Raw genomic sequence first — 24,576 nt, forward strand, 5'->3', positions numbered from 1 at the left:
CGGGCGCCGTGTCCGGCTACCCGGTGGTACGTGTCCGAGCCCACCGCGGGCGCCGTCCGGTGCCGTCCGATCGGGTCCGGGTGACGAGCGCGGCGCAGGTCACCGGCCCGACGGGGTACCGCGGCGGCGATGCGCCGATAGGGTGGCGGCCGAGCACGGCGAGCGGCGCCCGTCCGACGGGACGGCCCGCCGCGATCGACCTGCCACCCCGCCGCCGGGACCCGGTGCGCAGGGGTCACTTGGAGACACGCACGACGAGCCCTGGAGGCACTGTGACGGTCCGCGTAGGAGTCAACGGATTCGGCCGCATCGGCCGGAACTTCTGGCGGGCGGTGGACGCCCAGCGCGCCGCCGGCACCACGGACATCGAGATCGTCGCGGTGAACGACATCACCGACAACGCGACGCTCGCGCACCTGCTGAAGTACGACTCGATCCTGGGCCGCCTGCCCTACGAGGTCACCACCTCCGGCGACGAGATCCTCGTCGACGGCAAGGGCTTCAAGGGCCTCGCCGTCCGCGACCCCGCCGAGCTGCCCTGGAAGGACCTGGGCGTCGACGTCGTCGTCGAGTCCACCGGCATCTTCACCAAGCGCGACGCCGCGGCCAAGCACCTCGACGGCGGCGCCAAGAAGGTCGTCATCTCCGCGCCGGCGACCGACGAGGACATCACGATCGTCAAGGGCGTGAACGACTCCGCCTACGACGGCTCGCAGACGGTCATCTCGAACGCGTCCTGCACCACCAACTGCCTCGCGCCGATGGCGAAGGTGCTCGACGACCTGGCCGGGATCGAGAAGGGTCTGATGACCACGATCCACGCCTACACCCAGGACCAGAACCTGCAGGATGGCCCGCACAAGGACCTGCGCCGCGCCCGCGCCGCCGCCCTGAACATCGTCCCCACCTCGACCGGTGCGGCCAAGGCGATCTCGCTGGTCATGCCGCACCTCAAGGGCAAGCTCGACGGCTACGCGCTGCGGGTGCCGATCCCCACCGGCTCGGCCACCGACCTGACCGTCGAGGTCGCGAAGTCCGTCACCGCCGAGGAGATCAACGCGGCGATGAAGGCGGCCGCCGAGGGCCCGCTCAAGGGCGTCCTGAAGTACACCGAGGACCCGATCGTCTCCTCCGACATCGTGACCGACCCGCACTCGTGCATCTACGACTCGGGCCTGACCAAGGTCATCGGCAACCAGGTCAAGATCGTCGGCTGGTACGACAACGAGTGGGGCTACTCCAACCGCCTCGTCGACATCACCGGTCTGGTGGCGTCGAAGCTGTGAGGACCCTCGACGACCTCCTGAACGAGGGGGCCGAGGGCGTGCAGGGCCGGACCGTGCTGGTCCGTTCCGATCTGAACGTTCCCCTCGACGACGACCGGAACATCACCGACGACGGCCGCATCCGCGCGTCGGTCCCGACGATCCAGGCGCTGTCCGGTGCGGGCGCGCAGGTCGTCGTCACCGCGCACCTGGGCCGGCCGAAGAACGGGCCGGAGGAGAAGTCCTCCCTGGCCCCGGTCGCGCAGCGGCTCGGCGAGCTGCTCGGCGCCCCGGTGCGCCTGGTCGAACTCGGCAAGCCGCTGCCGTCGATGGCCGCCGGTGACGTCGTGATGCTCGAGAACATCCGGTTCGACGCCCGCGAGACCAGCAAGGACGACGCCGAGCGCGGCGCGTTCGCCGACGAGCTCGTCGCCCTGGTGGGCGACGGTGCGGCGTTCGTGTCCGACGGGTTCGGCGTCGTGCACCGCAAGCAGGCGTCGGTCTACGACGTCGCGCAGCGGCTCGACTCCTACGCGGGCGGGCTCGTCCTGTCCGAGGTCGAGGTGCTGCGCACGCTCACCGGGAACCCCCAGCGGCCCTACGCGGTCGTGCTCGGCGGGTCCAAGGTCTCGGACAAGCTGGCCGTGATCGAGGCGCTGCTGCCGAAGGTCGACACGCTGCTGGTCGGCGGCGGGATGTGCTTCACGTTCCTGGCCGCGCAGGGCCACGGCGTCGGCTCCTCGCTGCTGGAGGCCGACCAGGTCGAGGTCTGCCGGACCCTGCTGGAGTCCGGCAAGATCGTCCTGCCGGCCGACGTCGTGGTCGCCGACGCGTTCTCCGCGGACGCGACCACCCGGACCGTGCCGGTCGACGGGATCGAGGACGGCTGGATGGGCCTCGACATCGGGCCGGATTCGGTGCGGGAGTTCGCGGCCCGCATCGCCGACGCGAAGACGATCTTCTGGAACGGCCCGATGGGCGTGTTCGAGCTGGCGCCGTTCGCCGAGGGCACCCGCGGTGTCGCGCAGGCCATCGCCGACGGCGACGCGTTCTCCGTCGTCGGCGGGGGCGACTCCGCCGCCGCGGTCCGCGCGCTCGGCGTCGCCGAGAGCGCGTTCTCCCACATCTCCACCGGTGGGGGCGCGTCGCTGGAGTTCCTGGAGGGCGCGACCCTGCCCGGTGTCGCCGTGCTGGAGGGGGACGCCTGATGGCCGCCCGGACCCCGCTGATCGCGGGCAACTGGAAGATGAACCTCAACCACCTCGAGGCCATCGCGGTGGTGCAGAAGCTCGCCTTCGCGCTGCCGGACCGCTACCTCGACAAGGTCGAGGTCGCCGTCCTGCCGCCGTTCACCGACATCCGCAGCGTCCAGACGCTGATCGACGGCGACAAGCTGCGGATCGTGCACGGCGCCCAGGACCTGTCCCCGCACGACTCCGGTGCCTACACCGGCGACGTCTCCGGGGTCATGCTCGCCAAGCTCGGCTGCACCTACGTGGCGGTCGGGCACTCCGAGCGCCGCGAGATCCACGGTGAGGACGACGCGGTCGTCAACGCCAAGGTGCGCGCCGCGCTCAAGCACGGGATCACCCCGATCCTGTGCGTCGGCGAGGGCCTCGACGTCCGCGAGGCCGGCACCCACGTGCAGCACTGCACCGACCAGCTGCGCGGCGCGCTGAAGGGCGTCACCGCGGAGCAGGCCGCCGGGATCGTGCTCGCCTACGAGCCGGTGTGGGCCATCGGCACCGGCAAGGTCGCGGGCCCGGCCGACGCGCAGGAGGTCTGCGCCGCGCTGCGGTCGACGCTGGCCGAGCTGTACTCCGACGAGGTCGCGGGCGGTGTCCGCATCCTCTACGGCGGCTCGGTCAAGTCGTCCAACGTCGGCGAGATCGTCGCGCAGACCGACGTCGACGGCGCGCTCGTCGGCGGCGCCAGCCTCGACGCGGAGGAGTTCGCGAAGCTCTCCGCGATCGCCGCGGGCGGCCCGCTGCCGTAACGGCGACCGGTCACGTGCACACCGCGGCCCCGGTGCCCCTGCGCGGGGGCACCGGGGCCGCGGAGTATCCTGGGCCACTCCGGCGAGCGACCACGGATTGGGAAGCGCACGTGATCCTGACCCTCCAGATCATCCTCATCGTGACCAGCCTGCTGCTGATCGCGATGGTCCTGCTGCAGCGCAGCAAGGGTGGTGGTCTGACCAGCCTCTTCGGCGGCGGCGTGCAGTCCAGCCTCTCCGGCTCGGCCGCCGCGGACCGCAACATCGCTCGCTACACCATCTTCGTCGGGCTGATCTGGTTCATCGCGGTGGTCGGCAACGGCCTGCTGCTGGCGGCGGGCTGACCGTCCGGCGCGACCGGGCGGACGAGCGAGAGGGAGCGGGACATGGCAGGCGGCAACGCGATCCGCGGGACCCGGGTCGGCGCGGGCCCGATGGGCGAGAACGAGCGCGGCGAGACCGCGCCCCGTGAGCGCATCCCCTTCTACTGCGCCAACGGGCACGTCAACAACACCTGGTTCGCCGCGGAGGCCGAGGTCCCCGAGACCTGGGACTGCCCCCGCTGCGGGCTGCCCGGCGGGCGCGACGCGGAGAACCCGCCTGCCGCGCCGCGCACCGAGCCGTACAAGACGCACCTGGCCTACGTGAAGGAGCGGCGCAGCGACGCCGACGGCGAGGCCATCCTCGAGGAGGCCCTGGGCCGGCTGCGCGCGTCGCGGGAGCTCTGATCCCGGACCCCCGCCGGGTCCTGCGCGGCGCCCGCCGCCGCGCCGGCGCCGTGCTCGACGCGGCACTGGCCCGGCACGCGGCGTCGCAGACCGCGACGCTGCGCGCCGAACTCGCCGCGTTGCGCGAGGAGCTCGACGGGCGCGTCCGCGCCGAGGCCGACCGCGTGCTGGCCGAGCTGCGCGCGGCCGAGGTCCGCGACCGGCGCGACGTCCTCGCCGCCGGGGAGCGCGCCGCCGTGGCCACCAGCGCCCGCTTCGCCGAGCGCCACCTCACCGAGGCCGAGCTCCTCCCGAACCCCGACGCCACCCTGCGCCACGCCCTGTCCCTGGCCCCCACCGGCGGGATGGCCTGCGAGTTCGGCGTGTACCGCGGCGCCACGCTGCGGACGATCGCGGCGCACCGCGGCGACGGCCGCGTGCACGGCTTCGACACCTTCACCGGACTGCCCGAGACGTGGCGGACGGGCTTCCGGGCCGGCGCCTTCGACGACGTCGGCGCGCCGCCCCGGATCGAGGGTGCCGAGCTCGTCGTCGGGCTGTTCGCCGACACCCTGCCCGGCTTCCTCGCCGACCACCCCGGCCCCGTCGACCTCCTGCACGTCGACGCCGACCTGTACTCCTCCGCGGCGACGGTGCTCGAGGCCGTCGGTCCCCGGCTGCGGCGGGGCAGCATCGTGCTGTTCGACGAGTTCTACAACTTCCCCGGCTGGGAGCGCCACGAGGCCCGCGCCTGGTGGGAGTGGGCCGACCGGCACGGGGTCCGCCACACCTACGTGTGCGCCACCCACGACAACGAGCAGGTCGCCGTGCGCATCGACGATCCGGGCACCGCCGCCGCGCCGTGATCGACACGGGACCGTACGGGCCGTGACCCACGGCACCCCGGCGGGCTAGATTCCGAGGTCATGACCCGCTGGACGCTGCCCCCGGACCGGATCCCCTCGGCATGGTTCAACGTCGTGCCGCACCTGCCGACCCCGCTGCAGCCGCCGCTGCACCCCGGCACCCGGGAGCCGGTCGGACCCGCGGACCTCGCGCCGCTGTTCCCGATGGCGCTGATCGAGCAGGAGGTGAGCGCCGAGCCGTGGATCGACGTCCCCGGCGAGGTGCTGGACATCCTGCGGCTGTGGCGGCCGACCCCGCTGCAGCGGGCGACCCGGCTCGAGCAGGCACTGGGCACCCCGGCGCGCATCTACTTCAAGGACGAGTCGGTCTCCCCGGCGGGCAGCCACAAGCCCAACACCGCGATCCCGCAGGCGTTCTACAACGCGAAGGAGGGCATCGGCCGGCTCACCACCGAGACCGGCGCCGGCCAGTGGGGCACCTCGCTGGCGTTCGCCGCGGCGCAGTTCGACCTGGACCTCAAGGTCTACATGGTGCGGGCGTCCTACGGGCAGAAGCCCTACCGCCGGATCGCGATGGAGACCTGGGGCGGCGAGGTCGTCGCCTCCCCGGTCGACGAGCCCGACCACCCGGGCTCGCTGGGCTCGGCGATCTCCGACGCCGTGCGCGACTGCGTCGGGCGCGACGACACCCACTACGCGCTCGGTTCGGTGCTCAACCACGTGCTGCTGCACCAGACCGTCATCGGGCTGGAGGCCCGCGAGCAGCTGGAGCTGGCCGGGGAACGGCTGCCCGACGTCGTCATCGCGCCGTGCGGGGGCGGGTCCAACCTCGGCGGCATCGCCTTCCCGTTCGTGCCGGACCCCGGCGTGCGGCTGCTGGCCGTCGAGCCGCTGTCGTGCCCGACGCTCACCCAGGGCCGCTACGACTACGACTTCGGCGACACCGCGGGCCTCACCCCGCTGATGCCGATGTACACCCTGGGCCACGACTTCGTGCCGCCGTCGATCCACGCCGGTGGGCTGCGCTACCACGGCGACTCGCCGCTGGTGTCCTCGCTGGTCAAGGACGGCCGGATGGAGGCCGTCGCGTACCCGCAGGGCAAGGTGTTCGAGGCCGCGGTCCAGTTCGCGCGGACCGAGGGCAAGATCCCCGCCCCGGAGTGCGGCCACGCCATCGCCGCGACCATCGACGAGGCGCTCGCCGCGAAGGAGACCGGCGAGGAGAAGGTCATCCTGTTCAACTACTGCGGGCACGGGTTCCTCGACCTCGCCGCCTACGACGACTACAACAACGGCCGCCTGCTCGACGAGATGGGCTGAGCCGCCCGCACGCCCGCCGCGGCCCGTCACCCGGTGCTCCCGGGCGGCGGGCCGCGGCGCGTGCGGGGTCAGCGGCGCAGCGAGCGCAGCAGCGCCGCCGTGTCGTGGCGGCGCGCCCACGCGACCACGCAGACCGCGACCAGCGTGAGCGCCGGGAACGCGACCATCGCCGGCATCAGGACCACGGTCGTCGCCGTCGCGCCGACCATGAGCGCGACCTGGCAGACCGCGGCCGGCCCGCACAGCCGCGGGACCAGCAGCGCGACCGCCCCGGCCAGCTCCAGCCAGCCGACGACGACCATCCCGGTCACCCCCAGCCCGAGCAGCTCGAACCCGGCGACGGCGACCGGATCGGCGTTGATCTTCGGCAGGGCCGCCATGACGAACACCGCGGCCAGCAGCACCTGCAGGACCCACAGGCCGATGGTCCGTGCGCGGCGGGCGCTCGTTCCGGTGGTGGCGGTGCCGGTGGTGGACGACTGGCTGGTGGTCATGGCGGTCTCCCCTCGGTGGGGCGGCCCCGGGCGGGACCGCCGTACGGAAGAGGGGACCGGGAGGGGCGCGGGAACTCATCGCCGCCGTGCCCGGCGCCGCCGCGGACGTCGTCGCGGGTGCCCGTCCGTCCGGTCGCTGCCCGTTCGCGCCGACGGTGCCGGTGGCGCCGTCGGTCCCCGGTGTCCCGACGCGACACCGAGCCGAAACCGTCGACGGTTTCTCCCCGAAACACCGCGGGCGAACCATCCCCCTCACGGGTCGGGGGACCACGACGACGGAGGCCGCGCGTGAGCGTGAATGCGGGAGACACCGCGTGGGTGCTGGTCAGCGCCGCGCTGGTGATGCTGATGACGCCGGGACTGGCGTTCTTCTACGGCGGGATGACCCGCAGCAAGTCCGTGCTCAACATGCTGATGATGAGCACGATCTGCCTGGCCGTGGTCAGCGTCCTGTGGGCGCTGTTCGGCTACAGCTGGGCCTTCGGCAACGACATCGGCGGCGGGCTGCTCGGCGGCGGTGAGTTCGCCGGGCTGGCGAACACCGTCGGGCAGATGGTCGGCGTCGGCAGCGACAGCGCGCCCTGGCCGGGCCCCGACGCGCTGCCCGCACTGGCGTTCGTGATGTTCCAGCTGATGTTCGCCGTCATCACCCCGGCGCTGATCTCCGGCGCGATCGCCGACCGCGCGAAGTTCTGGGGCTGGACGGTGTTCGTCGTGCTCTGGGTGAGCGTCGTGTACTTCCCGGTCGCGCACTGGGTCTTCGCCTTCGACGGCTTCACCGGCCCGGACAACGTCGGCGGCTGGATCGCCAACACCCTCAAGGCCGAGGACTTCGCCGGTGGCACCGCGGTGCACATCAACGCCGGTGCCGCGGCGCTCGCACTGGCGCTCGTGCTCGGCAAGCGGCGCGGCTGGCCGCGGGAGCCGATGCGCCCGCACAACCTGCCGTTCGTGCTGCTCGGCATGGCGCTGCTGTGGTTCGGCTGGTTCGGGTTCAACGCCGGGTCCGCGCTGAGCGCGGGCGACCTGGCCGCCACCGCGTTCACCAACACCATGCTGGCGACCGCGACCGCCCTGCTGGGCTGGCTGCTCGTGGAGCAGGTCCGCGACGGGAAGCCCACCACCCTCGGTGCCGCGTCCGGGGCGGTCGCCGGGCTCGTCGCGATCACCCCGGCCTGCGGCTTCGTGCAGCCGGTCGGGGCACTCGCGATCGGGCTGATCGCCGGGGCGGTCTGCGCGCTGGCGGTCGGGCTGAAGTTCCGGTTCGGCTTCGACGACTCGCTCGACGTCGTCGGCGTCCACCTGGTCGGCGGGATCGTCGGCACGCTGCTGATCGGCTTCTTCGGCGACAACAGCGTCAACTCCGCCGCGGCCGGCGACAACGGCCTGTTCTACGGCGGCGGCCTGGTCCAGCTCGGCCGCCAGGCCCTCGCGGCCGGCGCGGTGCTGCTGTACTCCTTCGTCGTCGCGCTCGTCCTGGGCTACCTGATCAAGGTGACGATCGGGTTCCGCACCGACGCGGAGTCCGAGGTCACCGGCATCGACGAGACCGAGCACGCCGAGACCGCGTACGACTTCTCGACGCTGCGCTCCGGCGGCACCGGCACCGCGACGGCCCGGCCCGCTGCGACGCCCGCGCCGACCGCGGTGGGGGAGACCCGATGAAGCTGGTCACCGCGATCGTGAAGCCCTTCGCCCTGGAGGACGTCCGTGGCGCCCTCGAGCGGCTCGCCGTGCTGGGCCTGACCGTGGGCGAGGTGCGCGGTCACGGCAGGCAGAAGGGACACACCGAGATCTACCGCGGCGCGGAGTACGCGGTCGACTACGTGCCGAAGGTCCGCATCGAGGCCGTCGTCGACGACGAGATCGCCGACAAGGTCGTCGACGCCATCACCGAGGCCGCCCGCACCGGCAGGATCGGCGACGGCAAGATCTGGGTGCAGCCGGTCGAGACGGTCGTCCGCGTCCGCACCGGCGAGCGCGGCACCGACGCGGTCTGAGCGCCGGGCGGCGCCGTCGGGTCCCGGCAGGCACGACGGCGCCGCACGGCCGCGCGCGGCGGAGGGCGGCGCGGGCGTCAGGCCCGCGCGACCCGGCCGAGGGCGTCGGGCCGCACCGACGACGCCGCGTGCGCGGCCCCCAGCTCCGCCGCCGCGGCGGCGAAGGCCGGGTCGAAGAACAGGAAGCTCAGCAGCTCCGCGCCGTGGGTGGTGTCGAGGTCCGGCACCGCGCCGCCCACCAGGCGCTCCAGCACCACCAGTGCCGGGTTGCGCAGCGCGCGCAGGCCGCCGTACTCGCGCCGGCGCACCGTCTCGGCCAGCTCCGCGAGCTCGTCGGCCCGGCCGGCGGGCGGCCCGGCGAACCAGGTCGCGACGTGCTGGTGGCGCCGGTCCTCCCCGCGGTCCACCAGGTCGTTGACCGCGCGCAGCGTCCGCAGGTCCTCGGTCACCCCCGCACCCAGCACGATCCGCAGCGCGAGCGCCGCGACCGCGTAGACGTCCGGCACCCGCTCCGGCGGGGTCGCGGGCTGCTCACCCAGGGGGACCATCGGCGTCGTCGCGACGACACCGACCCGCCCCGCTCCCAGCCGCAGCGCCGGCTTGAGCGGGGTGTTGAGCCGGACCCCGCCGTCGAGGTACCAGCCGGGCGCGTCGCCGTCGAGCAGCCGCGGCGCGAACAGCACCGGCACCGCGGCCGAGGCCAGCAGGTGGTCCGGGGTCAGCCGGGCGTCGACGTAGCGGATGTCGCGGCCCGGGTCGTAGGGCGGCAGCGCGGTGTCCGGGCCCCGCTCGACGAACACGGTGGTGCCGCCGGTCGCGGCGGCCGTGCACGCCACCCCGACCGCGTCGACCCGTCCGCGGGCGACGGCGTGGTGCAGCCGGTCCCAGTCCACGACCCGCTCCACGACCGGCCGCAGCCGCTCCGCGTCCAGCAGCCGGGTCACCCGGTCGGGCAGCCCCAGCAGCCGGCGCAGCCCGGACGGCACACCCGCCAGGTCGCCGGCGTAGGCCAGCGCCGCCTCCACCGCCGAGGACGGCAGCGCCACCACCTCGTCGGTGCGCACCGACTCCCAGCGGGCCACCAGCTCCGCGGCGGCGGTCTCCGGATCGGTCCCGGCCAGCCCGGCCAGCGCGGCGACGTTCAGCGCACCCGCGCTCGTGCCCACCAGCACCGACGGCGGCGACCACGCCCGCGACAGCCGCGGCAGCAGCTCGGTCAGCGCCCCGGCCTCGTAGGCGCCGCGCGCCCCGGCGCCGGCCACGACGAGTCCGGTGCGTGCCGCCACGGCTCCAGGTTAGCCCCGGAACGCCTTCTCCAGCGCGACGGCGTCGAGCTTGCCGTGCGTGGCGAACACCGCGCTCGCGACCCGGGAGCGGGCCGCGGTGTCGGGCGAGGACAGCCAGTCGAGCAGGCCGGGCGGCACGACCTGCCAGGACAGGCCGTAGCGGTCCTTGAGCCACCCGCAGGGCTGCTCGGAGCCGCCCTCGGTGAGCGCCGCCCAGTACCGGTCGACCTCCTCGACGGACTCGCAGTGCACCTCCATCGAGATCGCCTCGGAGAAGGTGAACATCGGGCCGCCGTTCAGGGCGGTGCAGGGCTGGCCGTTGATCCGGAAGGAGACGGTGAGCACCTGCCCCTCCTGGTCGGGGACCTCGGGCCCGTAGTGCAGGACGGCGTCGATGCCGGAGTCGGGGAAGATCCCGGTGTAGAACCGGGCCGCCTCCTCCGCGACGCCGTCGAACCACAGGCAGGGCGTGATGGGCTTCATGGTGTCGTCCCCTCGGTCCGTGACGCCGCCGCTCGGCGCCACGTCAGGGCAGACCGGCCGGACCGCCCGTCCTCATCGCTCCCGGGGGACCGGGCGCACGAGCCCCGCCGCGCGGGTCGCGCGCTCGCGGGCGGTCGCGACGTCCTCGGCGTGCGCGACGGCGACGCCCATCCGGCGCCGCGGGCCGGCGGTGGGCTTGCCGAACAGCCGCAGGTCCGCCCCCTCGACCGCGAGCGCGTCGGCGACGCCCTCGTAGTCCGGTGCGGTCATCTCGCGCCCGCCGTAGACCACCGCGGAGGCGCCCGGCGAGCGCAGCGCGGTGTCCACCGGCAGGCCGAGCACGGCGCGGGCGTGCAGCTCGAACTCCGAGAGCCGCTGGGTGGCCAGCGTGACCAGGCCGGTGTCGTGCGGGCGCGGGCTGACCTCGGAGAACAGCACCTCGTCGCCGCGCACGAACAGCTCGACGCCGAACAGCCCCCAGCCGCCCAGCGCGTCGGTGATGCGGGCGGAGACGTCGCGGGCGGCGGCCAGCGCCGCCTCGGACATGGGCTGGGGCTGCCAGGACTCGACGTAGTCGCCGTGCTCCTGGCGGTGCCCGACCGGCTCGCAGAACGACGTGCCGCCGGCGTGGCGCACGGTCAGCTGGGTGATCTCGTAGTCGAACTCGACGAAGCCCTCGACGATCACCCGCGGGTTCGCGACGCGGGCGCCGGTGCGCGCGTGGTCCCACGCGGCCTCGGCGTCGGCGGCGGTGTGCAGCACCGACTGCCCCTTGCCCGAGGACGACATGACGGGCTTGAGCACGCACGGCAGGCCGACCTTCTCCACGGCCGCGCGCACCTCGTCGAGGGAGTCGGCGAACACGTACGGGGAGGTGGGCAGCCCGAGCTCCTCCGCGGCCAGGCGCCGGATGCCCTCGCGGTCCATCGTCAGCCGGGCCGCGCGCGCCGTCGGCACGACGGTCGTCCCGGCGGCCTCGATCTCGGCGAGCGCGCCGGTGGCGATGGCCTCGATCTCGGGGATGACCAGGTCCGGCGACTCCTGCTCGATCAGCGTCGCCAGCGTGACGGGGTCGGTCATGTCGATCGCGTGCCAGCGGTGCGCCACCTGGTGGGCCGGGGCGTGCGGGTAGCGGTCGACGGCGACGACCTCGACGCCCAGGCGCTGGAACGCGATCGCGACCTCCTTGCCCAGCTCACCCGAGCCGAGCAGCAGCACGCGGGTGGGGTCCGGGCCGAGGGGGGTGCCGATACGCATGGGCCGGACCCTAACCGGCGACCCCGCGCCCGCCGCAGCACAACGGGCGCGAGGTCACACCGGGCGGGACCGGGTCAGGAGACGCGGGCCACGAACCCGTCGGGCAGGTCCGACGCCGAGCCGGTGTCGAGCAGCCAGCGGGTCCGCCCGGTGCCGCGGGCGCCGCCGACGGGCAGCTCGGTCTGCGGGGTGCCGGTCAGCGCGCCGGCGACGGCGGGGGCCTTGCCCTTCCCGGCGGCGACCACCCACACCTCCCGCGAGCGGCGGGCCGCGGCCAGGGTCAGCGAGATGCGCGTCGGCGGCGGCTTCGGGCAGTCGAACACCGCGACGACGGTCGCGGCCCGCTCGTGCACGGCCGGTGAGTCGGGGAACACCGACAGGGTGTGCCCCTCCTCGCCCATGCCGACCAGCGTGATGTCGAATGCGGGGATCCCGTCCTCCTCCGGGCGGGCCAGCTCGGCGAGCAGGTCGGCGTAGCGCGCGGCGGCGGCCGTCGCGTCGTCGCGGGTGCCGCCACCGGCCGGTGCGGCGGGCATCGGGTGCACCCGGGCCGGGTCCAGCGGCAGCGCGTCGAGCAGGGCCTCGCGGGCCTGGCGGTCGTTGCGCTCGTCGTCGTCGGCGGGGACGAAGCGCTCGTCGCCCCAGAACAGGTCGACCCGCGACCAGTCCACGGCGTGCCGGGCGGCCGAGGACGCGACGTCGCGCAGCAGCGCGATGCCGACGCCGCCGCCGGTGAGCACCACCCGCGGCACGGTGCCCGCGGCCTGCAGGTCCACCAGTGCGGTGACCAGGCGGGCCGCGGTCGCGGCGGCGAGGGACTCGGCGTCGGGGTGGACGGCGACCTGGACGTTCTCGGGCATGCTCACACCTTCACGGGGGTACGGCCACGGGTCACCTTCGCGACCCCGGCGAGGGCCTCGGCGTAGACCTCGTCGGGGTCCAGGCGGCGCAGCTCCTCGGCGAGGCAGTCCGACACCTCGCGCCGGGCCAGCGCGATGAGCCGTTCCGGCTGGCCGGGCTGGGTGAGCCGGGCGGTCCTGCCGTCCGGCCGGGCCAGCTCGACGTCACCGGACGGGCGGACCAGGCGGACCAGCGACAGCCCGTTCTCCCGCTCCGAGGGCGAGCGCTTCACCTTCACCCCGAGGCACGCGGCCAGCCAGCCCGCGATCAGCTCGGTCGAGGGCGACACCGGCTCCCCGGCGACGACGGCGGAGGTGATGTCCTCGTAGGGCGGCACGTCCAGCGCGGCGGCGAGCTGGGCCCGCCAGTGCGTCAGCCGCGTCCAGGTCAGGTCGGTGTCGCCGGGCGCGTAGTCCTTGCGCCGCGCCTCGAACGCCCGGCCCGGGTTGCGGGAGGAGAGCGCGTCGGTGATGCGGCGCTGCGCGAGCCGCCCCACCGCGTCCTCCGACGGCGAGGCCGGCGCCTCGTTCGGCCACCACGCGACGACGGGCGCGTCGGGCAGCAGCAGCGGCATGACCATGCCCGCCCCCGCGTCCTCGGCGGCGAGCGCGCCGTAGCCGCGCAGCACGATGACCTCGCTCGCGCCGGCGTCGCCGCCCACGCGGATCTGGGCGTCGAGCCGCGGCGAGGCCCGGCGCTGGCCCCGGGCCAGCACGATCACCCGGCACGGGTGCTCGCGGCTGGCCGCGTTCGCGGCGTCGATGGCCCGTTCCAGCTCCGGGCCGTCGTCGGTGACGACGACCAGGGTCAGCACCCGGCCCAGGGCGAAGACCCCGCCGGACTCGCGGAGCTCGACGAGCTTGCGGTTGACCGCCGAGGTGGTGCTCGACGGGAGATCGATGATCATGCGGTCGCCCTCCTCGGCGATCAGGGCCGGCGCCAGTGGCGACCGGTGCGGGCGAGCATCGCGTCGGCCGAGGCCGGACCCCAGGAGCCGGCGGGGTAGCCGTCGGGACCGTCGGCGTCGGCGGCCCAGTGGTCGATGACCGGGTCGAGGATCTCCCAGGACCGCTCGACCTCCTCGTTCACCGGGAACAGCGACGGCTCGCCGAGCAGCACGTCGAGGATGAGCCGCTCGTAGGCCTCGGGGGAGGCCTCGGTGAAGGCGTTGCCGTAGCCGAAGTCCATCGTGACGTCGCGGACCTCCATCTGGCTGCCCGGCACCTTCGACCCGAAGCGCATCGTGACGCCCTCGTCCGGCTGCACCCGGATGACCAGGGCGTTCTGCCCCAGCTCCTCGGTCATGGTCGCGTCGAACGGCAGGTGCGGGGCGCGCTTGAACACCACCGCGATCTCGGTGACGCGCCGGCCGAGGCGCTTGCCGGTGCGCAGGTAGAACGGCACCCCGGCCCAGCGGCGGTTCTCCACCTCGCAGGTGATCGCGGCGAAGGTCTCGGTGGTCGAGCCGGGGTTGAAGCCCTTCTCCTCCTTGAGGCCGGGCACCTCCTCGCCGCCCTGCCAGCCGCCCTCGTACTGGCCGCGGGCGGTGGTCGCGTCCAGCGGCTGCGCCAGCTTGACCGCCTTGAGGACCTTGATCTTCTCCGCGCGCAGCTCGTCGGAGGAGAACGACGTCGGCTCCTCCATCGCGGTGAACGCGAGCAGCTGCAGCAGGTGGTTCTGGATGACGTCGCGGGCGGCGCCGATGCCGTCGTAGTAGCCGGCGCGCCCGCCCAGGCCGATGTCCTCGGCCATGGTGATCTGGACGTGGTCGACGTAGTTGGCGTTCCAGATGGGCTCGAACAGCTGGTTGGCGAAGCGCAGCGCCAGCACGTTCTGCACGGTCTCCTTGCCGAGGTAGTGGTCGATGCGGAACACCGAGTCCTCGGGGAAGACCTCGTTGACGATCGCGTTCAGCTCCCGGGCCGAGGCGAGGTCGTGGCCGAAGGGCTTCTCGATGACGACCCGGCGCCAGACGTCCGGGTCCTCCTGCGCCGACAGCCCCGAGCGGGCGAGCTGCTTGCACACCACCGGGAACGCGCCCGGCGGGATCGACAGGTAGAACGCGTGGTTCCCGCCGGTGCCGCGCTTCTCGTCGAGCTCGCGCACGGTGCGCTCCAGCTCGTCGAAGGCGGCGTCGTCGTCGAAGGAGCCCTGCACGAAGCGCAGCCCCTCGGCGAGGCGGTCCCACACCTCCTGCCGGAACGGGGTGCGGGCGTGCTCGCGCACGGCGTCGTAGACGACCTGGCCGAAGTCCTCGTGGTCCCAGTCGCGGCGGGCGAACCCGGTCAGTGCGAAGCCCGGCGGGAGCAGGCCGCGGTTGGCCAGGTCGTAGATCGCGGGCATGAGCTTCTTCCGCGACAGGTCGCCGGTCACCCCGAATATCACCAGCCCGCACGGGCCGGCGATCCGGGGGAGCCGCTTGTCACGGGGGTCGCGCAGCGGGTTGGTCCGTCCGCCGTTCGCGGTGGGCATCGCCCCTCCTAGAGCTGGTTCGGTCACGGCGCGGACGTGACGGCCCGGGCCAGGGTGACCAGACCGGCGAGCCGGTCGGTCAGGTGCAGCCGCAGCACCGGGCGTCCCCGCCGCAGCTGGTCCTCGACGACCGCGCGCGCCTGCGCCGCGTGCAGGCTATCCAGTCCCGGCCCGTGCGGCACGGCGTCCTCGCCGGTACCGCTCCCGGTCAGGTGACAGTGGACGCCCGCGTCGGGGGTGCCGGTGTCCCCGCTGCGGCAGCCGGGGGCCCAGCCGAACGCCACCGGCAGCCCGAGCCGGTCGGTGAGCGGGCCGCGCAGGACCGCGACCGAGGCGTCGGACTCCGGGTCCAGCCAGGCCGAGACGGTGAGGTGGCCGCCGTCGGCGGGGTCGGCGAGCGCGGCGAGGGCGTCGAGCGCGCCGCCGACGGTGCGGGTCCCGGCCGGCAGCCAGTCCCCGGCGTGCACGGCGACCCCGCCGTCGACGAACGCCGGTTCGGTCCCGGGCGTGTCGGTACCGGTGACGGCGGGCGGGGCGGGCGGGAACGGGTCGACCCCGCGCACCCGCGCGGCCAGCGCCGCCGCGGCCTGCCACAGCACGACCGCGGCGCCGGGGCCGGCGTCGAGGCGCACGGCACCGTGCCCGGGCCCGGGTGCGGGCCCGGTCCCGTCGGCGTGCACGTCGACGACGGCCGGTGGTGCGGCGTCACCGCTGGTGGGGGCGGGCGCGCCGGTCGGCTCCCCGGGGGCCGAGACGACGGCGGTGAGCCCGGCCGCGGTGAGCAGCGGCGCGAGCCAGGCGGTGCGGGCGGGGGAGCGGTCGCCGTCGCGCAGCGCCAGCAGCGAGCCGCGGGCGGCCGCGAGCGCCCCCGCGAGCAGCAGCGCCGGGTTGTCCGCGGAGTCCGCGGCCAGCTCGCGCTCGGCGGCGACGGCGTCGGCGAGCAGGGCCGCGACGTCCGCGCCGGCCAGCCCGGCCGGGACGAGCCCCGCCGGTCCGAGCGCGCCGAAGCGGCCCGGCACGTCCGCGTCGAGGGTCACCACGACCGGACCGGGGTCGCCGGGTGTGTCCAGCGGCGAGCCGGGCTCGGTCAGGTGCACGGTCCGCGCCGTCACCGTCGCCGCGCCGACCTCCTCGGCCAGCCCGGCGGTCACCACCCGGGCGACGGCGCAGACGACCGGGTCGGAGCCCGACGCGTCGGCGACGACGAGCGCGGTCTCGCCGAGCTCGCCGGACAGCGCCTCGGCGACCTGCACGGGGTCGGCGGAGTCCAGCGCGGTGAGCCGGACCGCGGGGTCGTCGGCGGCGAGCAGACGCGCCGCCGCGACGACGTCGGGGGTGCCGACCAGCAGCACCCGGTGGGCCCCGCCGACGGCGAGGCGCTCGCGCAGGGCCGCGACCTGCCCGGCGAGCGGGCGCGAACGCGCGGCGAGCCCGGCCCACCCGGTACGCGGCGGCGCGCCCGCGGCCCGGGGCCCCCACACGCTGGGGTCGCCCTCGGCGAGGCGGGACGCGACGGTCTCGCCCGCCAGGTCGGCGGCGATCCGCCGGGCCGCGCCCGCGAAGGGCTCCCCGGCCAGCCGCACCCGCACCGGGACCGGTGCGGGTGCGGACGGGCCGCCGGAGGCGGCGGAACCGAGATCGGCCCCGTCGCCGCCGGTGCCGGCCACTACTTCGCGGAGTCGAGCTGGCCGCGGACGGTGTCCTGCAGCTCGGTCCAGGACTTCTCGAACTTCTCGACGCCCTCGTTCTCCAGGGTGAGGAACACGTCGTCGATGTCGATGCCCACGCCCTCCAGGTCGGTGAAGACCGTCTGGGAGGCGCCCGCGGTGTCGGTGACCTTGTCGCCGTCGACCTCGCCGTGGTCGGCGAAGGCGAGCAGGGTCTTCTCCGGCATCGTGTTGACGGTGTTGTCCACGACCAGCTCGGACACGTAGAGCGTGTCCGGGTACTCGGGGTTCTTCACCCCGGTCGAGGCCCACAGCGGGCGCTGGGCGTGCGCGCCCTCGGCCGCGAGCGCGTCCCAGCGGGCGCCGGAGAAGGCGTCGCGGTAGGCGGCGTAGGCCAGCCGCGAGTTCGCGACGGCGGCCCTGCCGCGCAGGCGCAGCGCCTCGTCGCCGCCGATCTCCTCGAGCCTCTTGTCGATCTCGGAGTCCACCCGGGACACGAAGAACGAGCCGACCGAGTGGATGCGGGACAGGTCCTGACCGTTCTGGCGCGCCTGCTCCAGCCCGGTGAGGTAGGCGTCCATGACGGCCCGGTAGCGCTCGACGGAGAAGATCAGCGTCACGTTCACGCTGATGCCGTCGGCGGTGGCCCGGGTGATGGCCGGCAGGCCCTCCTCGGTCGCCGGGATCTTGACCAGCAGGTTCGGCCGGTCGACCGCCTTGAACAGGTCGCGGGCCTGCGCGACGGTGCCCTCGGTGTCGTGGGCCAGGCGCGGGTCGACCTCGAGGGAGACCCGGCCGTCGACGCCGCCGGTGCTCTCCCAGGTGCCGGAGAACACGTCGCAGGCCTGCTGCACGTCGGCGACGGTGATCTCGCGGATCGCGGCGTCGACGTCGGCGCCGCGGGCGGCGAGCTCACGGACCTGGCCGTCGTAGGCCGCACCGTCCGACAGCGCGCCCGCGAAGATCGTCGGGTTGGTGGTGACACCGACGACGGACTTCTCGCGGATCAGATCGGCCAGGTTGCCCGAGTTCAGACGCTCGCGGGACAGGTCGTCGAGCCAGATGGACACTCCGGCCGCGGACAGCGCGGCCAGCCGGTCGTTGCTCACGTTCGCTCCCTTCACGCCGTCGTCGCGGCGAGGGTCTCCCGCGCGGCGTCGGCGACGGTGTCGGCGGTGAAGCCGAACTTCTCGAACAGGGTGGCCGCGTCGGCGCTGGCACCGAAGTGCTCGATGGACACCGAGCGCCCGGCGTCGCCGACCATGCCGCGCCACGGCATCGCGATCCCGGCCTCGACCGAGACGCGGGCCCGCACCGCGGACGGCAGGACCGACTCGCGGTAGGCCTCGTCCTGGGCGTCGAACCACTCGACGCACGGCATGGACACCACACGGGTACCGACGCCCTCGGCCTCCAGCTTCTTCCGCGCGGCGACCGCGAGGTGCAGCTCGGAGCCGGTGGCGATGATCACGACCTGCGGGATGCCGGTCGAGGCGTCGTCCAGGACGTACCCGCCGCGGGCGACGCCCTCGGCGGAGGTCCCGGGCAGGGTCGGGACGTTCTGGCGGGTCAGCGCGAACCCGACCGGCCCGCCCGCGGGGCGCTCCAGCGCGGCCTTCCAGGCGTACACGGTCTCGTTGGCGTCGCCGGGGCGGACCACCGACAGGCCCGGGATCGCGCGCAGCGCGGCCAGGTGCTCGATCGGCTGGTGGGTCGGGCCGTCCTCGCCGAGCCCGATCGAGTCGTGCGTCCACACGTAGATCGGGTTGGTCTTCATCAGGGCCGCGAGCCGGACCGCCGGGCGCATGTAGTCGGAGAACACCAGGAAGGTGCCGCCGTAGGCGCGGGTCGGGCCGTGCAGGGCGATGCCGTTGAGGACCGCGCCCATGGCGTGCTCGCGGACACCGAAGTGCAGCGTGCGCCCGTACGGCGAGGTCGACCACATGCCGGTGGAGGCCGACGTGGGGCCGAAGGAGTCGACGCCCTTCATCGTGGTGTTGTTCGACTCCGCGAGGTCGGCCGAACCGCCCCACAGCTCCGGCAGCACCTCGGCCAGCGCACCGAGCACCGAACCGGACGCCTTGCGGGTGGCCAGGCCCTTCTCGTCGGTCTCGAAGCTCGGCAGCGCCGACTCCCAGCCCTCGGGCAGCTCCTGGGCGAGCAGGCGGTCGAGCAGCTGCTTGCGCTGCGGCTCGCGCTGCGCCCACTCGTCGAAGGTGCCCTGCCAGGTGTCGTGCGCGGCGCGGGAGCGCTCGCCGACCGACCGGGTGTGGGCCAGCACGTCGGCGTCGACCTCGAAGTCCTGGTCCGGGTCGAAGCCCAGGACCTTCTTGACCTCGCGGACCTCCTCGTCGCCGAGCGCGGCGCCGTGCGCGGCTCCGGTGTTCATCTTGTTCGGCGACGGGTAGCCGATGACGGTCTTGAGCACGATCATCGACGGGCGCCCGGTCTCGGCCCTCGCAGCCTCGAGCGCGGCGAGGATGCCGGTGACGTTCTCGCCGCCGTCGACGACCTGCACGTGCCAGCCGTAGGACTCGTACCGTGCCGCGGTGTCCTCGTTGAAGGCGATGTTCGTGTCGTCCTCGATGGAGATCTCGTTGGCGTCGTAGACGACCGTGAGGTTGCCCAGCTCCTGGCGCCCGGCCAGCGACGACGCCTCGGAGGTGACGCCCTCCTCGATGTCGCCGTCGGAGGCGATCACGTAGATCTGGTGGTCGAACGGCGAGGCGCCCTCGGGGGCGTCGGGGTCGAACAGGCCCCGCTCGCGGCGGGCCGCGATCGCCATGCCGACCGCGGAGGACAGGCCCTGGCCCAGCGGGCCGGTGGTCATCTCCACCCCGCGGGTGTGGCCGTACTCCGGGTGGCCCGGGGTCAGCGAGCCCCACTTGCGCAGCTGCTGCAGGTCCTCGCGCTCCAGGCCGTAGCCGGCCAGGAACAGCTGGATGTAGAGGGTGAGGCTGGAGTGCCCGGCGGAGAGCACGAACCGGTCGCGGCCCATCCAGTCCGGGTCGGCCGGGTCGTGGCGCATGACCCGCTGGAACAGCGTGTACGCCAGCGGCGCGAGGCTCATCGCGGTGCCGGGGTGTCCGCTGCCGCACTTCTGGACCGCGTCGGCGGCCAGTACGCGGACGGTGTCCACGGCCCTGCGGTCGAGGTCGGTCCAGTCGTCGGGGACGTGCGCGCGGGTGAGCGCGGCGACGGCGCTGTCCCCGGCGTGGGGGGACGTAGCGGTCTCGGACAAGGCGATGGCTCCTGTACTCGCGTCGACGTGTGACGGTCTGCCGGTGGGTGCTGCGGCGATGCCGTCGACGGGCCCATGGCTGCGACCCGGATCACCCGGCGGCCTCGTCGCCACCCCGGCGCGCCACACCCTACTGCTCAGGCCCGGGGCCTGCGGCTTTGCGGCGGGTGGCGGGCACCGGCCCGGTCCTCCGGCACCCGCGTACCCGGCGGGCCCCGGACGCATGCCACCGGTTAGCATCGACGCGCTGTAGAACAACGGAGCCGCGGCCACCCCGTGGTCACCGGCGCTCCACGGCACCGAGCCGGTGCGGCCCCTCGGGCGCCCGGCACGGGATCACTACGTCGAACCGAGCGAGGTACGAACAGGTGAGCGCACCCGCGTCAGGGCGGAGCCGGGCCGACGAGGCCGTCCCCCCGGCCCCGCACGTCCCCGCCGCGCCGGGCGCCGTGCCCGCCCCGGCGCAGGCCCCGGCCCCGCTCGGCCGCCTCGCCCGCGTGCGCGCCACCGTCGCGGCCTACCTGGGCCTGACCAAGACGCGGATCATCGAGCAGCTGCTCGTCGTCACCGTCCCCGCGATGTTCCTCGCCCAGCGCGGCGTCCCCTCGCTGTGGCTGATCGCCGCCACGCTGGTCGGCGGGGCGATGGCCGCGGCCGCCGCGCACGCACTGAACTGCGTGGTCGACGCCGACATCGACCAGAAGATGAAGCGCACGGCCCGGCGCCCGCTGGCCAAGGGCCAGGTCCCGACGCGCCACGCGCTCGTCTTCGGGCTGGTCCTGGCCGCGCTGAGCTCGGTGTGGCTCGGGTTCACCACGAACTGGCTGGCCGCGGCGCTGTCGCTGGCCGCCATCGCGTTCTACGTGCTCGTCTACACCATGGTGCTCAAGCGGCGCACCGCGCAGAACATCGTGTGGGGCGGCGCCGCGGGCTGCATGCCGGTCGTCATCGGGTGGGCCGCGGTCACCGGCACCGTCGAGTGGCCGGCCCTGGTGATGTTCGGCGTGATCTTCTTCTGGACGCCGCCGCACTTCTGGGCGCTCGCCATGCGCTACCGCGAGGACTACGCCGCCGCCGGCGTCCCGATGCTGCCGGTCGTCGCCCCGGCGCCCGCGGTGTCGGTGCGGATCGTGGTCTACAGCTGGGTGATGGTGGCCTGGAGCCTGCTCCTGCTGCCCGCGACGTCGTGGGTCTACCTGGCGGTCGCGCTGCTCGGCGGGGCGTACTTCGTGTTCCGCGCGCACCGGCTGCACAGCCAGGTGAAGGTGGGCGGCGAGGTCTCGCCGATGCCGCTGTTCCACCTGTCCAACATCTACCTGTGCGTGCTGTTCGCCGCGATCGCGGTGGACGCGGCGCTGGGGCTGCCGGTCCTGTTCTGAGCCCGCCCGGGGTCGCCCGCACCGCGCCCCGGTGTGCTCCGAGGGGAACCCTCGGGGCTTAGAGCGCCACCGGGGTGCCCCTGGGAGCACCCCGGGGCGGGGTCGTCGGGGTCACCGCAGCAGGTCGGGGGTCTCCCACTGCTCGCCGAGCACGTGCTGGGCCAGGAACGCCCACACCGTGCGGTACCAGATCTTCGCGTGGTTCGGCGCCAGCACCCAGTGGTTCTCGTCGGGGAAGTACAGGAACCGGTGCGGGTTCGCGTCCGGGTCGGCCTGGCGCGACACCAGGTCCCACCACAGCCGCAGGCCCTCGCCGATCGGCACCCGGTAGTCGCGGTCGCCGTGGATCACCAGCATCGGCGTGCTGATCGCGTCGGCGTGGTGGTGCGGGCTGTTGGCCTGCGCCATCTCCGGGGTCATCTCGGTCAGCCAGTACTCGGCGTGGTCGGTGGTCGGGCCGAACTGGTCGAGTGCCCACAGGCTCGCGTGGGTGACGATCGCCGCGAAGCGGTCGGTGTGCCCGGCGACCCAGTTGGCCATGTAGCCGCCGAACGAGCCGCCCATCGCCGCGGTCCGCCCGGCGTCGACGTCCGGGCGGGCGACCGCGGCGTCGGTCAGCGCCATCAGGTCGGTGTAGGGCGCCCCGCCCCAGTTCCCCCAGCCGCGCTGGACGAAGTCCTGCCCGTACCCGGTGGACAGGGCCGGGTCGGGCAGCAGCACGGCGTACCCGCGGGCCGCCATCAGCCACGGGTTCCACCGCCACGACCAGGCGTTCCAGCTCGCGAGCGGGCCGCCGTGGATCCACAGCAGCAGCGGGGCCGGGGTGTCCGGGCCGGCGCCCTCGGGCAGGACCAGCCAGGCGCGCAGCGGGGTCCCGTCGGCGGCCTCGGTGCCGATCTCGGTGAGCCTGCCGGGCAGCGCCGGCGCCGGCGCCGGGCCGGGCAGGTGCTCCGGCGCGGTGTCACCGGTGCGCAGGTCGACCCGGACCGGGGCGGGCGGCGCGTCGTAGGCGTGGCGCAGCGCGTAGACCCAGCGGCCGTCGGGGGAGGGCAGCGGGTCGGTGTAGGTGCCGTGGTCGGCGGTGAGCCGGGTGACGGTGTCCGGCCCGCCGGTGCCGTCGCCCGGGGCGAGGTCGATGCGGAACAGCGGTCCGCGGCCGCCCTCGTCGGCGGCGACGACGAGCGCGGCCGAGTCCGCGGTCCAGCGCACCGCGGTGGGCCAGCGGTCCCAGCCCTCGGCGACCGGGCGGGGCGTGCCCCCGGCCAGCGGGACGACGACCAGGTCGATCCGCGGGGCCGTCCCGGGCGTCGACAGCCGCTCCCGGACGGCGACGACGCTGCGCCCGTCCGGGCTGACCCGGGGGGCGCCGAACTCGTGGTCCCCGGCGACGAGCAGGTCGCGGTGCCGCCCGGTGGCGGTGTCGATCGCGACGACACCGGGCCGCCAGGCCCCGTGCCCGTACGCGCGGTACCAGCCGGTGACCACCGTCGCCCCGTCCGGTGCGACGTCGAACGCGGTCTCCTCCAGCGCGCGCCCGGGCTGCGGGGTGAGGTCCGCCCACGGGTCGGGCGCGGCCTCGGCGCCCGTCCCGCCACCGGCTCCCCGGGCGCCACGGGCCGCGGTGTCCTCCCCGGTCAGGTGCAGCAGCCGCGGCGCCGCCGGGCCCAGGTCGTGGTCCCAGTGCCGCACCGGGTAGCCGGAGTGCAGGATCGCGGTGACCTTGCCCTCGGTGCGGGCGCTGCGCCGCTGCTCGTCCTCGGCGGTCGTCGCGGCCCCGGGCAGCGTCGGGGAGGACACGACGACCGTCCCCGCGTCGGCGGCGACGGCCACCGCGGAGATGCCGCCGGGCCGGGCCCCCACCGGCGCGGCCTCGCCGCCGCCCGCGGGCAGGCACCACAGCGCCGTCGGCGGCTCGGTCTCCCCGGTGACGTCGGGGTCCGGGCGCGCCGAGCGGAACAGCAGGTCCCCGCCCGGGGTGAACACCGGGCCCGACTCGCCCGTCGCGCCGCGGGTCAGCCGCCGCGCCGGGGCCGCGCCCTGCGGGTCGACCTCCCACAGCGCGGTGCGGTAGCGGGTGCCGTCGGGCTCCAGCTCGGCGACGCCGGTGACCAGGCGCGTGCCGTCGGGGGACAGGGCGAGGCCCCCGAGGCGGGGCAGCGCGACGTAGGCGTCGAGATCGTGGAACGGGGTGTCGGTCACGCCCCGGTTCTACCCCATGCCGGTGACGGTCAGCCGACGAGCAGCACCTTCCCGGTGGTGCGGCGGCCCTGCAGGTCGTCGTGCGCGGTGCGGGCCTGCTCGAGCGGGTAGCGGTGCCCGATCCGCACGTCGAGCCGGCCGGCGGCGACGTCGTCGTACACGGCGGCGGCGCGGGCCCGCAGCTCCTCGGTGGTGGCGATGTAGTCGAAGAGCTTCGGCCGGGTCAGGAACGTCGAGCCGGCCGCGTTGAGCCGCTGCGGGTCGACCGGCGGCACCGGGCCGGACGCGGCGCCGTAGAGCACCAGCATCCCGCGCATCCGCAGCGAGGCCAGGCTCGCGTCGAACGTGGTGCGCCCGACGGAGTCGAACGCCGCGTGCACGCCCTGCCCGCCGGTGAGGTCGCGGACGGCGGCGGCCAGGTCGTCCACCGCGGTGTAGTCGATCACCTCGTCGGCGCCGGCCCCGCGGGCCAGCTCGGCCTTCTCCGGCGTCGAGGTCGTCGCGATGACCCGGGCGCCCTTCGCCTTCGCCAGCTGGGTGAGCAGCAGGCCGACCCCGCCCGCGGCGGCGTGCAGCAGGATCGTCTCGCCGCCGCGCAGCGGGAAGCAGTCGTTGACCAGGAAGTGGGCGGTCATGCCCTGCAGGGCCGCACCGACCGCGATGTCGTCGTCGACGCCGTCGGGCACCGGGACGGCCTTGGCCCACGGCACGGCGACCTGCTCGGCGTAACTGCCCAGGGTGTTGGCCCAGGCCACCCGGTCGCCGACCGCGACGCCCTCGACGCCCGGTCCCAGCGCGGCGACCCGGCCCGCGCCCTCCAGCCCGGCGACGTAGGGGGTCTGCATCGGGTAGATGCCCTCGCGCTGGTAGGTGTCGATGAAGTTCACGCCGGCCGCCGCGACGTCCACCAGCACCTCGCCCTCGCCCGGGGTGGGGGCGTCGACGTCGACGACCTCCAGCACCTCGGACCCGCCGGGCTCGCTCACCCGCACCGCACGCATGTGTCCTCCTCGACGATCGGCTCGTTCCGGGGCCGATCATGCC

Annotated in this window: 22 protein-coding genes; 10 read left to right on the forward strand and 12 right to left on the reverse strand. The window is 74.7% G+C overall.

Annotated features, from left to right (window positions below; translation table 11 throughout):
• Positions 1 to 272 precede the first annotated feature (272 nt).
• From gap to WJX68_RS21630, 7 genes are all read left to right on the forward strand, one after another.
• Positions 273 to 1,286, forward strand: a complete 1,014-nt coding sequence (gene gap / locus WJX68_RS21600) for a type I glyceraldehyde-3-phosphate dehydrogenase (RefSeq protein ID WP_340294007.1) — start codon at positions 273 to 275, stop codon at positions 1,284 to 1,286.
• Positions 1,283 to 2,473: a phosphoglycerate kinase gene (locus WJX68_RS21605; protein ID WP_340294009.1), complete on the forward strand. Its 1,191-nt coding sequence runs from the start codon at positions 1,283 to 1,285 to the stop codon at positions 2,471 to 2,473. The genes gap and WJX68_RS21605 overlap by 4 nt, the downstream gene beginning before the upstream one ends.
• A complete protein-coding gene (gene tpiA, locus WJX68_RS21610; RefSeq protein ID WP_340294011.1) occupies positions 2,473 to 3,261 on the forward strand; it encodes a triose-phosphate isomerase in 789 nt (262 codons plus the stop codon). The genes WJX68_RS21605 and tpiA overlap by 1 nt, the downstream gene beginning before the upstream one ends.
• Before the next feature lie 110 nt (positions 3,262 to 3,371).
• The gene (secG, locus tag WJX68_RS21615; protein ID WP_340294013.1) at positions 3,372 to 3,605 is read left to right on the forward strand and encodes a preprotein translocase subunit SecG; all 234 of its coding nucleotides are present in this window, start codon (positions 3,372 to 3,374) and stop codon (positions 3,603 to 3,605) included.
• Positions 3,606 to 3,647: 42 nt separating this feature from the next.
• The gene (locus WJX68_RS21620) at positions 3,648 to 3,989 is read left to right on the forward strand and encodes an RNA polymerase-binding protein RbpA (protein WP_020627702.1); all 342 of its coding nucleotides are present in this window, start codon (positions 3,648 to 3,650) and stop codon (positions 3,987 to 3,989) included.
• A 50-nt stretch (positions 3,990 to 4,039) separates the two neighbouring features.
• Positions 4,040 to 4,834, forward strand: coding sequence for a class I SAM-dependent methyltransferase (locus tag WJX68_RS21625; protein WP_340294020.1), 795 nt, complete (start codon positions 4,040 to 4,042; stop codon positions 4,832 to 4,834).
• A 60-nt stretch (positions 4,835 to 4,894) separates the two neighbouring features.
• Positions 4,895 to 6,154 carry a TrpB-like pyridoxal phosphate-dependent enzyme gene (locus tag WJX68_RS21630; RefSeq protein ID WP_340294022.1) on the forward strand — a complete coding sequence of 420 codons (1,260 nt, stop codon included), beginning with the start codon at positions 4,895 to 4,897 and terminating at the stop codon, positions 6,152 to 6,154.
• 68 nt (positions 6,155 to 6,222) lie between these two features.
• Here WJX68_RS21630 and WJX68_RS21635 read toward each other — a convergent pair whose 3' ends face one another.
• Complete coding sequence (locus WJX68_RS21635) at positions 6,223 to 6,648, reverse strand: DoxX family protein (RefSeq protein WP_340294024.1); 426 nt, start codon at positions 6,646 to 6,648, stop codon at positions 6,223 to 6,225.
• Between the two features lie 294 nt (positions 6,649 to 6,942).
• Here WJX68_RS21635 and WJX68_RS21640 point away from each other — a divergent pair, with 294 nt between their 5' ends.
• Together WJX68_RS21640 and WJX68_RS21645 are read left to right on the forward strand one after the other, a co-directional pair.
• Entirely contained in the window at positions 6,943 to 8,313 is a 1,371-nt protein-coding gene (locus WJX68_RS21640) for an ammonium transporter (RefSeq protein ID WP_340294204.1), read from the forward strand.
• Positions 8,310 to 8,648 (forward strand): P-II family nitrogen regulator, encoded by a 339-nt coding sequence (locus WJX68_RS21645; protein ID WP_340294026.1) that lies wholly within the window; start codon positions 8,310 to 8,312, stop codon positions 8,646 to 8,648. Before WJX68_RS21640 ends, WJX68_RS21645 begins: the two co-directional genes overlap by 4 nt.
• 77 nt (positions 8,649 to 8,725) lie before the next feature.
• Here WJX68_RS21645 and WJX68_RS21650 read toward each other — a convergent pair whose 3' ends face one another.
• From WJX68_RS21650 to tkt, 9 genes are all read right to left on the reverse strand, one after another.
• Complete coding sequence (locus tag WJX68_RS21650; RefSeq protein ID WP_340294028.1) at positions 8,726 to 9,934, reverse strand: patatin-like phospholipase family protein; 1,209 nt, start codon at positions 9,932 to 9,934, stop codon at positions 8,726 to 8,728.
• Positions 9,935 to 9,943: 9 nt separating this feature from the next.
• On the reverse strand, positions 9,944 to 10,417 hold the full coding sequence (locus WJX68_RS21655) for a VOC family protein (RefSeq protein ID WP_340294030.1): 474 nt from the start codon (positions 10,415 to 10,417) through the stop codon (positions 9,944 to 9,946).
• 72 nt (positions 10,418 to 10,489) lie between these two features.
• A complete protein-coding gene (gene purT / locus WJX68_RS21660) occupies positions 10,490 to 11,674 on the reverse strand; it encodes a formate-dependent phosphoribosylglycinamide formyltransferase (protein WP_340294032.1) in 1,185 nt (394 codons plus the stop codon).
• A 74-nt stretch (positions 11,675 to 11,748) separates the two neighbouring features.
• On the reverse strand, positions 11,749 to 12,534 hold the full coding sequence (gene pgl, locus WJX68_RS21665; protein ID WP_340294034.1) for a 6-phosphogluconolactonase: 786 nt from the start codon (positions 12,532 to 12,534) through the stop codon (positions 11,749 to 11,751).
• 2 nt (positions 12,535 to 12,536) lie between these two features.
• Positions 12,537 to 13,481 (reverse strand): glucose-6-phosphate dehydrogenase assembly protein OpcA, encoded by a 945-nt coding sequence (gene opcA / locus WJX68_RS21670; RefSeq protein ID WP_340294036.1) that lies wholly within the window; start codon positions 13,479 to 13,481, stop codon positions 12,537 to 12,539.
• A 20-nt stretch (positions 13,482 to 13,501) separates the two neighbouring features.
• On the reverse strand, positions 13,502 to 15,046 hold the full coding sequence (zwf, locus tag WJX68_RS21675) for a glucose-6-phosphate dehydrogenase (protein ID WP_340294038.1): 1,545 nt from the start codon (positions 15,044 to 15,046) through the stop codon (positions 13,502 to 13,504).
• Positions 15,047 to 15,069: 23 nt separating this feature from the next.
• The gene (locus WJX68_RS21680; protein WP_340294040.1) at positions 15,070 to 16,713 is read right to left on the reverse strand and encodes a hypothetical protein; all 1,644 of its coding nucleotides are present in this window, start codon (positions 16,711 to 16,713) and stop codon (positions 15,070 to 15,072) included.
• Positions 16,713 to 17,822: a transaldolase gene (tal, locus tag WJX68_RS21685; protein WP_340294042.1), complete on the reverse strand. Its 1,110-nt coding sequence runs from the start codon at positions 17,820 to 17,822 to the stop codon at positions 16,713 to 16,715. The genes WJX68_RS21680 and tal overlap by 1 nt, the downstream gene beginning before the upstream one ends.
• 11 nt (positions 17,823 to 17,833) lie before the next feature.
• A complete protein-coding gene (gene tkt / locus WJX68_RS21690) occupies positions 17,834 to 19,954 on the reverse strand; it encodes a transketolase (protein WP_340294044.1) in 2,121 nt (706 codons plus the stop codon).
• A 449-nt stretch (positions 19,955 to 20,403) separates the two neighbouring features.
• Between tkt and WJX68_RS21695 the strand changes: the two genes are divergently transcribed.
• Positions 20,404 to 21,333 (forward strand): heme o synthase, encoded by a 930-nt coding sequence (locus tag WJX68_RS21695; RefSeq protein ID WP_340294206.1) that lies wholly within the window; start codon positions 20,404 to 20,406, stop codon positions 21,331 to 21,333.
• 111 nt (positions 21,334 to 21,444) lie between these two features.
• On the opposite strand, the gene WJX68_RS21700 is transcribed toward WJX68_RS21695, so the two are convergent.
• The gene (locus tag WJX68_RS21700) at positions 21,445 to 23,532 is read right to left on the reverse strand and encodes a S9 family peptidase (RefSeq protein ID WP_340294046.1); all 2,088 of its coding nucleotides are present in this window, start codon (positions 23,530 to 23,532) and stop codon (positions 21,445 to 21,447) included.
• Positions 23,533 to 23,561: 29 nt separating this feature from the next.
• Positions 23,562 to 24,533 (reverse strand): quinone oxidoreductase family protein, encoded by a 972-nt coding sequence (locus tag WJX68_RS21705; protein ID WP_340294048.1) that lies wholly within the window; start codon positions 24,531 to 24,533, stop codon positions 23,562 to 23,564.
• Between the last annotated feature and the right edge of the window lie 43 nt (positions 24,534 to 24,576).

The organism is Pseudonocardia spirodelae (assembly GCF_037727765.1).
In the GTDB taxonomy this organism is placed as follows: Bacteria; Actinomycetota; Actinomycetes; order Mycobacteriales; family Pseudonocardiaceae; genus Pseudonocardia; species Pseudonocardia spirodelae.